The following is an 11,804-nucleotide window of genomic DNA, read 5'->3' on the forward strand; positions in this document are numbered from 1 at the left end:
GCCTTGCCCGGACGGCGGCGCGCCCCTTGCGCCTCCGGCATCCGGGACGAATCGGGCCATACGCTGACCTTCATGCGTAGATTCGCCGCCCTTCTGGCCGTCCCCCTCGCCGTCCTGCTGGCCGCCTGCAGCAGCGGCTCCGGATCCTCGACGGGGGCCACGGCCTCCGCGACCTCGGCGGGACCGGTGGAGGTGCCGAGCCCGGTCGCCTCGGCCGACCCGATGCCCACGGTGTCGGGGAGCTTCGGGACCAAGGCGACCATCACGCTCCCGGACGCCAAGCCGAGCGGCCAGTTCGTGGTGAACACCGTCTCCGAGGGCAACGGCTCCACGGTGGCGAAGAACGACTGGGTCACCGTCAACTACACCGCGAAGAACTGGACCACCGGGAAGGACCTGCCCAGTTCGTACGACGCGGGCGGCAAGCCGCAGCTGTACCAGGCCGGCAGCGGCGGGCTGGTGCCGGCCTTCGACCAGAGCGTGGAGGGCAAGAAGGTCGGCAGCCGGGTGCTGGTGGTGGCGCCGCCCGCGGCGGGCTTCGGCAGCCAGGGCAACACCGCGCTCGGGATCGGCGCGGACGACACCGTGGTGTTCGTGCTGGACATCATGCAGTCCGTGCCGCAGGACGCCACCATCACCGGGACGATGGCGGAGCCGCCCGCCGACATGCCGCAGGTGAAGGACAACGGCAAGGCCGCCCCGACCATCACGATCCCGCCCGGCCAGGCGCCGCCGACCGACCTGCAGACCTTCGTGCTGGTGAAGGGGGACGGCAAGGAGGTCACCTCCGGACAGACCCTGCTGGTGCAGTACACCGGTGTGGTCTGGGCGGACGGCAAGCAGTTCGACTCCTCGTGGAGCCACGGCGGCGCACAGGCCCTCCAGGTGGGCACCGGCAGCCTGATCAAGGGCTGGGACCAGGCGCTGGTCGGCCAGACCGTCGGCAGCCGGGTGATGCTGGTGGTGCCGCCGTCGCTGGGCTACGGCGACAAGGCGAGCGGCAGCATCCCCGCCAATTCGACCCTGGTGTTCGTGATCGACATTCTCGAGGCGGTCTGATCCCATGGGGTCGGACGGGCGTTCGCCGAACCTGAACGCCCGTCCTCATGGTGACCTGACATACTGCTGCCCTTCCGCAGTGGTGCCTGTCGTCGGGCGAGATGAATTGGGGAGTCATGTCTGAGAAAGCGTCGAGTCCGGGCGAGGCGGGCACCGCGAACGGCGCGGTGGGCCCCGGCCCGGCGTCGCCCGAACGCGAGTCGATCGTCGTGCCGCCGTCGGTCCTGGCCCAGCAGGCCGGCTGGGGTCCCGCCCCGGCCGCCCCGGTCGCGCCCGGCCCCGACGAGCAGCCGCAGATCTTCGCGTCGACCCGGCGCCGCCCGGACCTCTCGGAGGCCGGCTACAACGAGAACCCGCCCGGGGTGGGCAAGCTCGGTGTGATCCTCGGCACCGTCCTCGCGCTGCTGCTGGTCGGCGGCGGCGTGACGATGTACCTGACCAACAAGTCGGACTCGAAGAGCTCGGCCGCCAAGTCCGACGCGGCGCCGACCGCGGCGCCGTCGCCCACCGAGGCCCCGGTGCCGCCGATCAAGGACACCGCCAAGGTGCTCCCGACGGTCACCGGCGACTTCGGCAGCAAGGCCACCATCACGCTGCCCAAGGAGGCGGCCGACGGCACCTTCGTGGTCAAGGAGCTGATCCCGGGCAACGGCCCGAAGGTGGACAAGAACAACTGGGTCACCGCCGACTTCACCGCGATGAACTGGACCACCGGCAAGGAGATCCAGGGCTCGTACGAGGGCGGCAAGCCGCAGCTGTTCCAGGCCGACGGCGGTCAGCTGATCCCGGCCCTGGACGCCGCGGTCACCGGCCACAAGGTGGGCAGCCGCCTGCTGGTGGTGGCCCCGCCGGCCGCCGCCTTCCGGGACCAGGGCAGCCAGGGCATGGGCGTCGGCCCGACCGACAACCTGGTCTTCGTGATCGACATCCGCAACGCCAACGCGCCCGACGCGGTGGTCAGCGGCGACGTCACCCCGCCGCCGGCGGACTTCCCGAAGGTCAAGGACAACGGCAAGAAGGCGGCCGACATCACCCCGGTCCCCGGGGCCGCCGACCCGACCGAGCTGAAGACCGCCGTGCTGATCCAGGGCAAGGGCCGCAAGGTCGAGTCCGGCGAGGGCGTCCTGGTCCAGTACACCGGCGCGCTCTACAAGGACGGCAAGAAGTTCGACTCCTCGCTCGACCGCGGGCAGGCGTTCTCCTTCGTCACCGGCGGCGGCAACGTCATCGAGGGCTGGGACAAGGGCCTGGTCGGCCAGACCATCGGCAGCCGGGTCGAGCTGGTGATCCCCGCCTCGCTGGCCTACAAGGACCAGGCCAAGGACACCATCCCGGCCAACTCCACCCTGGTCTTCGTGGTGGACATCCTGGACGCCGGCATCGGCGGCGGCAGCTGAGGGATAATGATCGGGTAACCGGACGCGGGGCAACTCGCGGCCGGGCCTGACTTCGACGGGCGGCGGCCGGTCGTACCGTGGTCCTGGACAGGACCTCGGCGCGGGCGGCTGCCGCCGCGTCATGTGTCTATCAGCGAACGAGAAGAGTCTGTTGTGAGCATCAGCAAGCCGGAGATCGACTTCCCGGTCGGCGACGCGCCGAAGGACCTCCAGATCCGCGACATCGTGGTCGGCGACGGCGCCGAGGCCAAGGCCGGCGCGGTCGTCGAGGTCCACTACGTGGGCGTCACCTTCGAGACCGGCGAGGAGTTCGACGCCTCCTGGAACCGCGGCCAGTCCTTCCGCTTCCCGCTCGGCGCCGGCCGCGTCATCAAGGGCTGGGACCAGGGCGTCCAGGGCATGAAGGTCGGCGGCCGCCGCGAGCTGGTCATCCCGGCGCACCTGGCGTACGGCAACCAGTCGCCGAGCCCGCTCATCCCGGCCGGTTCGACCCTGATCTTCGTGGTCGACCTGCTCGGCGTCTGACCGCGGGTCCACGAGGGGCCGCATCCCGCTCGGCGGGGTGCGGCCCCTCGCCCGTGCGGACTCGGCTTTTGCACAGCGTGCCCGGACCGGTACGGTCGGGTCGCCGGATCAAGAATGTCCCGCCGAGACCCACCAGGAAGGTCCGCGATGGCGATCGCCAAGGCAGAGCGGCTGATGAACCTCGCCCTGTGCCTGATGAACACCAGACGCCCGCTCTCCAAGAAGGAGCTCCGGGAGTCCGTCGAGGCCTACCGTGAGGCCTGGCAGCAGGGCAGCGAGGACGCCTTCAACCGGATGTTCGAACGGGACAAGGACGACCTGCGCGAACTCGGCCTGGTCATCGACGTCGACGAGAACGCCCTCGACGGCGAGGTCGGCTACCTGGCCCGCCGGGACCGCAACCGGCTCCCGGAGATCGCGCTGGACGCCGAGGAGGCCGCCGCGCTGACCCTGGCCGCCCGGGTCTGGCAGCAGGCCAAGATGTCCGGTGCGGCCAGCGGCGCGCTGCAGAAGCTCCGCGCGGCCGGCGTGCCGTTCGCCGAGGACGCCGAGCACAGCGCCCTCGAACCGCGGATCCCGGCCCGCGAGGCCGCCTTCGAGCCGCTGCTCACCGCCGCCCGCGACCGCCGCCCGGTCTCCTTCGAGTACCGCAAGGCCGGTGCCGCGGCTGCCGAGCAGCGCGCCGTCGAACCGTGGGCGCTGGAGTGCTGGCGCGGCCACTGGTACCTGGCCGGCTTCGACCGGGACCGGCAGGACGCCCGGGTGTTCCGGCTCAGCCGGATCACCGGCCGGGTCCGCTCCCGGGCCGGTGAGTTCACCGGCACGGTGCCCGAGCACATGGACGTCCGGGCCACCGTGGCCCGGTTCGCCGGCGAGGGCGCCACCACCGCCGCCACCGTCCGGCTGCGCCGGGGCGCCGCCTTCCCGCTGCGCACCAAGGCGCTGGGCAGCCGGCACGTCGACGAGCAGTGGGACGAGCTGGAGATCCCGTACGGCCACGGACTCGGCGCCGACCTGGCCGAGTTCGGCCCGGACGTCGTGGTGCTGGGCCCGGACGACCTGCGGGCGGATGTCATCGAGCGGCTGCGGGCCGTCGCGGGACTTGGGGAGTAGGGGCAGATGAGCAACGCGATCGACCAGACCCGGCGGATGCTCTCCCTGGTCACCTACCTGCGCGAGCGACCGGGCGCCGAGGTGGCCGAGGTGGCGCGCGCCTTCGGCATCACCGAGCGCGAGCTGATCGGCGACCTCAACGTGCTGCCGATGTGCGGGACCAGCTTCCGCGGCGGCGACCTGCTCGACATCGACACCGACGGCGAGCGGATCTGGTGGCACAACGTCGACGACGTGGCCCAGCCGCTGCGGCTGGCCGCCGACGAGGCGACCGCGCTGCTGGTCGCCGCCCGCGCGGTGGCCGGCCTGCCCGGACTGCGCGAGCGGGACCGGCAGGCGCTCACCCGGGCCGTCGCCAAGATCGAGGACGCGGCCGGCGAGAGCGCCGAGTCCAGTGCCCGGGTCGGCGTCACCTTCGAGGCCGAGGGCCAGGTCTTCGCCGACATCGACCGGGCGCTCAGCGAGGGCCGGCTGATCTGGCTGCGCTACTGGTCGCACGGCCGCGGCGGGATGACCGAGCGCGAGGTCGACCCGATCCGGCTGGTCACCGAGGGCCACACCTACCTCGAGGGCTGGTGCCGCACCTCCGAGGACCGGCGGATCTTCCGGCTGGACCGGGTGGCCGAGATCAAGGTCCTGGACGAACCCGCCAACCCGCCCCGGCTCCAGCCGCGGGACTTGTCGGCCGGCCTGGTCAACCCGGGCGCCGACGACCCCGAGGTGGTGGTCGAGGTCGGCCCCGGCGGCCGCTGGGTCGCCGAGTACTACACCCACGACTCGGCCGAGGAACTGCCCGACGGCGGCCTGCGGATCACCCTGCGCAGCGCCGACCCGACCGGGCTGCGTCCGCTGGCGCTGCGGCTCGGCCGGGACGGCCGGATCGTCTCCCCGCCCGAGCTCGCCGAGCAGGCCGCGGCGGCCGCGCTCGCCGCGCTGGACGCCTACCGGGACGGGCAGGTCTGAGCGCCGGTGGGGGAGGGCACCAGGTTCAAGGTCTACTGCTCCCAGTGCCGGGAGAAGGTGGAGCTGGCGGTCACGGAGTTCCGGCTGGCCCTCGGGGCCACCGCGGAGCGCACCTTCTACAGCTTCACCTGCCCCTCTTGCGGGGCGGCGGTGCGCAAGACCGCCGGTGAGAAGATCGTCGCGGCGCTGACCGCCGCGGGGGTGCGGACGATGCGGCTGCTGCCGGTGGACGGCTAGCGAACGCGGGACGGATAGGGTCACGGGCATGCAGTGGATCATTGTCGCCGCCGTGCTGGCGGCCACCGCGGGCCTGCTGGTGCTCGGCGTCCTGGCGGCGCGGGTGTGGCTCGACGTCCGGGCGCTGGCGCGGGAGGTCGACCGGGCCTCGCGGGCGCTGGCCGGGGCGGCGGGCGGGCTCGCGGGCCGGTCGGCGGGCTGACCGGCCGGGTTACCCTCTAGGGCAGGGCCCTGCGGTGCGGCAGGTGCCCCGCTGCGTGGTCGCGCGGCCGAGGGCTGCCGGGTGGTTGCCGGGCCGACACCGGCAGCGGCTACCATCGCCCGCAGCAGGGCAGTACCCGGAAATGGCCGGCCTGACGACAGGCCGGTACGGGGACCCGTCGCCCGGCGGGTTCTGTCGCACGAGTTCGAGGACCGGGGTTGAGCAAGTCTTCCAAAGCACCCAAGGACCCCGAGGGCCGGATGGCCCTCGCGGATCACCTGCGCGAGCTGCGCAGCCGGCTGGTGAAGTCGGTCCTGGCGATCCTGGTCTTCACGCTCGTCGCCGCCTACTTCCACAACCAGCTGATCGACTTCCTCAGTGCGCCGCTGCCCCGGTGCGGGCCGGACAACAAGCCGCTGCCGGGTGACACCAACTGCGCGAGCGTCGTCAACATCGGCCTGCTGACCCCGTTCAACCTGGTGCTGAAGGTCAGCCTGACGGCCGGCCTGGTGGCGGCCACCCCGGTGTGGCTGTACCAGCTGTGGCAGTTCGTCTCGCCCGGTCTGCACAAGCACGAGCGGCGCTACTCGATGGCGTTCCTGGCGGCCGGCACCCCGCTCTTCCTGGCCGGCGCGGCCTTCGCGTACCTGGTCATGCCGCTGACCGCGCAGATGCTGATCTCGTTCACCGGTGACAAGATCACCAACATCCTGCCGGTCGAGGACTACCTCGACGTGGTCACCAGGATGGTGGTGGTCTTCGGCCTGGGCTTCGAGTTCCCGCTGTTCCTGGTGATGCTGAACTTCGTCAAGGTGCTCACCGGCAAGCGGATGCTCGGCTGGTGGCGCGCGATGGTCATGGCGATCACGGTGTTCGCCGCCTTCGCCACGCCCAGTGCGGACCCGCTGACCATGCTGGCGCTGGCCGCGCCGATCTGGGGCCTGTACTTCCTGGCCGTCGGCATCGCACTGCTCAACGACCGCCGCCGGGCCCGCCGCAACCCCGACGCCGGGCTGGACGACGACGAGGCCTCGCACGTCGACCTGTCGGTGGACGCGGTGGACGGCGCCGAGTCGGTGTCGGCCTCGGCCGCCCCGGCCGCGCCCGCGCCGGTGGTGCCCGCGGCCCGGCACGAGCAGATGGACGACATCACCTGACCGGTCCGTGCGCCACGCCGACGAAGGCCCGTTCCGCCGCCCGGCGGGACGGGCCTTCGGCGTTCCCGGGCCGCGGGGGCGGCGGGGCGGGGAGGGTGCCGGCCGGCGGACCGTCTTGGCAGCCCGTTGGCCATGTGACATATTACTGCCGTGCCCATGCGATCCCCCCACGACGTCGTGGTGATCGGCGCCGGTGTCGTCGGCGCCGCCTGCGCGTACTACGCCACCCTGGCCGGCCTGCGGCCCGCCGTGGTCGACCGCGGCCCGGTGGCCGGCGGCACCACCGGCGCCGGCGAGGGCAACCTGCTGGTCTCCGACAAGGAGCCGGGCCCGGAACTCGACCTCGCGCTGCTCTCCACCCGGCTCTGGCGCGAACTGGCCGCCACCCTCGGCGACGCGGTCGAGTACGAGCCCAAGGGCGGACTGGTGGTCGCGGCCCACCCGGCCGGGCTGGAGCCGCTGCGCCGGTTCGCGGCCGGCCAGGCCGCCGCCGGGGTCGACTGCGCCGAGGTCGAGGGCGACGGACTGGCCGCACTGGAACCGCATCTCGCCCCCGGCCTGGCCGGCGGCTTCCACTACCCCCAGGACGCCCAGGTGCAGCCCGCGCTGGCCGCCGCCCACCTGCTGCGGGCCGCCCGGGCCCGCGGCGCCGAGGTGTTCCTCGGCGAGGAGGTGACCGCCGTGCGCACCCGGGCCGACGGCTCCGTCCTCGGCGTCACCACCGACCGCCGCCGACTCGACGCCCCCGCGGTGGTCAACGCGGCCGGCACCTGGGGCGGCGAGGTGGCCCGGCTCGCCGGGGTCGACCTGCCGGTGCTGCCCCGGCGCGGATTCGTCCTGGTCACCGAACCGCTGCCGCGGATCGTCCGGCACAAGGTCTACGCCGCCGACTACGTCGCGGACGTCGCCAGCGGCTCCGCCGCCCTGCAGACCTCCGCCGTGGTCGAGGGCACCCCGGCCGGGCCGGTCCTGATCGGGGCCAGCCGCGAGCGGGTCGGCTTCGACCGCACCCTCGCGCCCGAGGTGCTGCGCCGGCTGGCCGAGGGGGCCGCCGCCCTCTTCCCCGTGCTGCGCGAGGTCACCGTGCAGCGCGCCTACCGGGGCTTCCGCCCGTACCTGCCGGACCACCTGCCCGCGATCGGCGCCGACCCCCGGGTGCCGGGCCTCCACCACGCCTGCGGCCACGAGGGCGCGGGCATCGGACTGGCCCCCGCCACCGGGCTGCTGATCGCCGGGCAGCTGACCGGCGCCGCGCCGGAACTCGACCTGACCCCGATGCGGCCCGACCGCTTCGCCGACCGGCACCCCGCCGAAGGAGCCCGATGAGCCGCCGCCGCACCCCCGCCGAGCTGGTCGGCGCCGAACCCGGCCCCGCGCACACCATCGAGTTCGACGGCCGGCCGGTCCCCGCCCTGCCGGGGCAGACCATCGCCGCCGCGCTGTGGGCCGACGGCGTCCTCGCCTGGCGCACCACCCGCACCGGGGGCCGGCCGCGCGGCGCGTTCTGCGGCATCGGCGTCTGCTTCGACTGCCTGGCCACCGTCAACGGAGAGCCCAACCGGCGCACCTGCCTGATCCCCGCCGAGCCCGGCGACACCGTCACCACCCAGGAGGGCTACGGCCGTGCCGACCTCGCCGTCTGACCGCTACGACCTCGCGGTGGCCGGGGCCGGCCCCGGCGGCCTGGCCGCCGCCGTCACCGCCGCCGACCTCGGACTGACCGTCGCCCTGGTCGACGCCGGCCCCCGGCCCGGCGGACAGTTCTACCGCCACCCCGCGCCCGCCCTGGGCGCCGCCCGGCCCGAGCGGCTGCACCACGGCTGGTCCGTCTTCGCCGCGCTCACCGCCCGGCTGCGGGCCCACACCGACCGCCGCCGGATCACCCACCTGGCCGGCCACCACGTCTGGACCGCCGAGCGCGCCGACGGCTGGCGGCTGCACGCCACCACCGGCCCCGGCGCCGGGGACACCGCCGTCGTCGAGGCCGCCGCGCTGCTGCTGGCCACCGGCGCGTACGAGCGCCAGCTGCCCTTCCCGGGCTGGACGCTGCCCGGGGTGGTCACGGCCGGCGGCGCCCAGGCCATGCTCAAGTCCTCGCTGGTGCTGCCCGGCCGGCGGATCGTGCTGGCCGGCAGCGGCCCGCTGCTGCTGGCCGCCGCGTCCTCGCTGGTCACCGCCGGGGCCGAGGTGCCCGCGATCGTCGAGGCCGCCGACTACCTCGGCTACGCCCGCGGCCTGCCCGTCCTGCTCGGCAACCCGGCCAAGCTCGCCGAGGGCGCCGGCCACGGCGCCACCCTGCTGCGCCACGGCGTACGGCTGCTGCGCGGCAGCGCGGTCACCGAGGCGCACGGCACCGACCGGGTGACCGCGGTGACCGTGGCCCGGCTGGACCGCCGCTGGCGGCCGGTGCCCGGCACCGAGCGGCGGATCGCCTGCGACGCGGTGGCGGTCGGCCACGGCCTGGTCCCGCAGATCGAGCTCGCCACCGAACTCGGCGCCGCGACCCGGGCCACCCCGGACGGCACGGCCGCCCTCGCCGTCGACGGCGAGCAGCGCACCAGCGTGGACGGCCTGTGGGCGGCGGGGGAGACCTGCGGGGTCGGCGGCGCCGACCTGGCCGTCGCCGAGGGCGTGCTCGCCGCGTACGCGGTGGCCGGGCGGCCCGCCCCGGCCGGGGTGCGGCGCCGCCGCGACCGGCGCCGGGCCTTCGCCGAGCTGATGGCCGCCGCCCACCGGCCCGGCCCGGACTGGACGGGCTGGCTGACCCCGGAGACCGAGATCTGCCGCTGCGAGGAGGTCCCGCTCCGGGCGGTGCGGGAGGCGGTGGCGGAGCTCGGGGCGCGCGACGCCAGGAGCGTCAAGCTGCTCACCCGGGCCGGGATGGGCTGGTGCCAGGGGCGGATGTGCGGCCCGGCGGTGGCCTGTCTGGCGGGGGACGGGCAGGTCCGGGCGGACAGCCGTCCGCTGGCCTGTCCGGTGCCGCTCGGGCAGCTCGCGGGTCCGGCCGGGCCGGACGCCGACTAGACCCTCCGGCGGATTTCCGCCGGGCGGCTCTTGTGGCCGCCCTGCTTCCTCTAATAAAATGTCACACCTCACCACTCAGGGAGAACCCCCCGTGTCCTTCGCACCCCATGACCCCACCCGTCCGTGGCGCGGCATCATGGTCGCCACCGCGCTACCCCTGCGGGACGACCTCTCCGTCGACTACGACGCGTACGCCGAGCACGTCCGCTGGCTGATCGCCAACGGCTGCGACGGCGTCGTCCCGAACGGCTCGCTCGGCGAGTACCAGACCCTCACCGACGAGGAGCGCGCCCGGGTCGTCACGGTCGCGGTCGAGGCCGCCGGTGACGGCTCCCGGGTGATGCCCGGCGTCGCCGCGTACGGCAGCGCCGAGTCCCGCCGCTGGGCCGAGCAGGCCGCCGAGGCCGGGGCCGGCTCGGTCCTGCTGCTGCCGCCCAACGCCTACCGGGCGGACGCCGCCGCCGTCCGCGCCCACTTCGCCGAGGTCGCCGCCGCCGGGATCCCGGTGGTGGCGTACAACAACCCGATCGACACCAAGGTCGACCTGGTCCCCGAGCTGCTGGCGCAGCTGCACACGGCCGGTTCGATCGTCGCGGTCAAGGAGTTCAGCGGCGACGTCCGCCGGGCCTACGAGATCGCCGAACTGGCCCCCGGCCTGGACCTGTTGATCGGCGCCGACGACGTCCTGCTGGAGCTGGCCCTGGCCGGCGCCGTCGGCTGGATCGCCGGCTACCCGAACGCGCTGCCGCAGGCCTCCGCCGAGCTCTACCGCGCCGCGGTCGCCGGTGACCTGGCGACCGCGCTGCCGCTCTATCGGTCGCTGCACCGGCTGCTGCGCTGGGACTCCAAGATCGAGTTCGTGCAGGCGATCAAGCTGTCGATGGACATCGCCGGCCGCCCCGGCGGCCCGGTCCGCCCGCCGCGCGGCCCGCTCTCCGCGGAGACCGAGGCGGCCGTCCGCGCCGCCACCGAGAAGGCGCTCGCCGAGGGCCTGAAGTAGCCACCGCCAGCGGGGCCGGCTGCGGGGACAGCCGGCCCGCCGGGCCAGGACAAGGAGCTCTGCACCCATGCGCAGCCGTCACGTCTTCCACGCCGTCGACTCGCACACCGAGGGCATGCCGACCCGGGTCGTCACCGGCGGTTTCGGCACCATCCCCGGCGCGACCATGGCCGAGAAGCGGGTCCACTTCCAGCAGCACCTCGACCACTTCCGCACCCTGCTGATGTACGAGCCCCGCGGCCACGCCGCGATGAGCGGCGCGATCCTGCAGCCGCCGACCAGGCCGGACGCCGACTTCGGCGTGCTGTACATCGAGGTCTCCGGGCTGCTGCCGATGTGCGGGCACGGCACCATCGGCGTCGCCACCGTGCTGGTGGAGACCGGCATGGTGGAGGTGGTCGAGCCGGTCACCACGGTCCGCCTGGACACCCCGGCCGGTCTGGTGGTCGCCGAGGTCCGGGTCGAGGACGGCGCCGCGCTGGACGTCACCATCCGCAACGTCCCCTCGTACGCGGCCGCGCTGGACCGCAAGGTGGAGGTGCCGGGCTTCGGCGCCGTCACCTACGACCTGGCCTACGGCGGCAACTTCTACGCGATCCTGCCGCTCGCCGACCTCGGCCTGCCGTTCGAACGCGAGCGCAAGCAGGACATCCTGGACGCCGGCCTGGCGGTGATGGCGGCGATCAACGCCGACGACCGTCCGGTGCACCCCGAGGACCCGTCCATCCACGGCTGCCACCACGTCCAGCTGCTCGCCCCCGGCTCCACCGCGGAGCACTCCCGGCACGCGATGGCCATCCACCCCGGCTGGTTCGACCGCTCGCCGTGCGGCACCGGCACCTCCGCGCGGATGGCGCAGCTGCACGCCCGCGGCGAGCTCCCGCTGCACCGGGACTTCCGCAACGACTCCTTCATCGGCACCACCTTCACCGGGCGGCTGGTCGAGGAGACCACCGTGGCGGGCCGGCCCGCCGTCGTGCCGACCGTCACCGGCCGGGCCTGGATCACCGGCACCGCGCAGTACTTCCTCGACCCCACCGACCCCTTCCCGGCCGGCTTCCTGCTCTGACCCGTCCCGGGCCCGACCGGGCGCGGCGGCCCGCGCCGGCGCGCCGCCGCGCCCCCCG

At 74.3% G+C, this 11,804-nt stretch carries 13 protein-coding genes; all 13 read left to right on the top strand.

Annotated elements, in window-relative coordinates:
• Window positions 1–72: 72 nt before the first annotated feature.
• The 13 genes from AC2TEW_RS14435 (at window position 73) to AC2TEW_RS14495 (ending at window position 11,746) form a co-directional block, all read left to right on the top strand.
• Window positions 73–1,059, top strand: a complete 987-nt coding sequence (locus tag AC2TEW_RS14435; protein ID WP_484623738.1) for an FKBP-type peptidyl-prolyl cis-trans isomerase — start codon at window positions 73–75, stop codon at window positions 1,057–1,059.
• 116 nt (window positions 1,060–1,175) lie between these two features.
• Window positions 1,176–2,456, top strand: a complete 1,281-nt coding sequence (locus tag AC2TEW_RS14440) for an FKBP-type peptidyl-prolyl cis-trans isomerase (RefSeq protein WP_484623739.1) — start codon at window positions 1,176–1,178, stop codon at window positions 2,454–2,456.
• A 153-nt stretch (window positions 2,457–2,609) separates the two neighbouring features.
• A complete protein-coding gene (locus tag AC2TEW_RS14445) occupies window positions 2,610–2,981 on the top strand; it encodes an FKBP-type peptidyl-prolyl cis-trans isomerase (protein WP_484623740.1) in 372 nt (123 codons plus the stop codon).
• 147 nt (window positions 2,982–3,128) lie between these two features.
• A complete protein-coding gene (locus tag AC2TEW_RS14450; protein WP_033819243.1) occupies window positions 3,129–4,094 on the top strand; it encodes a helix-turn-helix transcriptional regulator in 966 nt (321 codons plus the stop codon).
• 6 nt (window positions 4,095–4,100) lie between these two features.
• On the top strand, window positions 4,101–5,057 hold the full coding sequence (locus AC2TEW_RS14455) for a helix-turn-helix transcriptional regulator (protein WP_484623741.1): 957 nt from the start codon (window positions 4,101–4,103) through the stop codon (window positions 5,055–5,057).
• A gap of 6 nt (window positions 5,058–5,063) precedes the next feature.
• Window positions 5,064–5,294 carry a hypothetical protein gene (locus AC2TEW_RS14460; RefSeq protein WP_484623742.1) on the top strand — a complete coding sequence of 77 codons (231 nt, stop codon included), beginning with the start codon at window positions 5,064–5,066 and terminating at the stop codon, window positions 5,292–5,294.
• Window positions 5,295–5,322: 28 nt separating this feature from the next.
• The gene (locus tag AC2TEW_RS14465; protein ID WP_484623743.1) at window positions 5,323–5,496 is read left to right on the top strand and encodes a hypothetical protein; all 174 of its coding nucleotides are present in this window, start codon (window positions 5,323–5,325) and stop codon (window positions 5,494–5,496) included.
• A gap of 218 nt (window positions 5,497–5,714) precedes the next feature.
• Window positions 5,715–6,653, top strand: a complete 939-nt coding sequence (gene tatC, locus AC2TEW_RS14470; RefSeq protein WP_063794311.1) for a twin-arginine translocase subunit TatC — start codon at window positions 5,715–5,717, stop codon at window positions 6,651–6,653.
• 156 nt (window positions 6,654–6,809) lie between these two features.
• Window positions 6,810–7,979, top strand: coding sequence for an NAD(P)/FAD-dependent oxidoreductase (locus tag AC2TEW_RS14475; protein WP_484623885.1), 1,170 nt, complete (start codon window positions 6,810–6,812; stop codon window positions 7,977–7,979).
• Window positions 7,976–8,296 carry a (2Fe-2S)-binding protein gene (locus AC2TEW_RS14480; protein ID WP_484623744.1) on the top strand — a complete coding sequence of 107 codons (321 nt, stop codon included), beginning with the start codon at window positions 7,976–7,978 and terminating at the stop codon, window positions 8,294–8,296. The genes AC2TEW_RS14475 and AC2TEW_RS14480 overlap by 4 nt, the downstream gene beginning before the upstream one ends.
• Window positions 8,277–9,677 (top strand): FAD/NAD(P)-dependent oxidoreductase, encoded by a 1,401-nt coding sequence (locus AC2TEW_RS14485; RefSeq protein WP_484623745.1) that lies wholly within the window; start codon window positions 8,277–8,279, stop codon window positions 9,675–9,677. The genes AC2TEW_RS14480 and AC2TEW_RS14485 overlap by 20 nt, the downstream gene beginning before the upstream one ends.
• A gap of 58 nt (window positions 9,678–9,735) precedes the next feature.
• The gene (locus tag AC2TEW_RS14490; protein ID WP_484623746.1) at window positions 9,736–10,677 is read left to right on the top strand and encodes a dihydrodipicolinate synthase family protein; all 942 of its coding nucleotides are present in this window, start codon (window positions 9,736–9,738) and stop codon (window positions 10,675–10,677) included.
• Window positions 10,678–10,744: 67 nt separating this feature from the next.
• Window positions 10,745–11,746 carry a proline racemase family protein gene (locus AC2TEW_RS14495; RefSeq protein ID WP_484623747.1) on the top strand — a complete coding sequence of 334 codons (1,002 nt, stop codon included), beginning with the start codon at window positions 10,745–10,747 and terminating at the stop codon, window positions 11,744–11,746.
• The last annotated feature ends 58 nt before the right edge of the window (window positions 11,747–11,804 follow it).

The organism is Kitasatospora sp. NEAU-CNBT7, assembly GCF_057220535.1.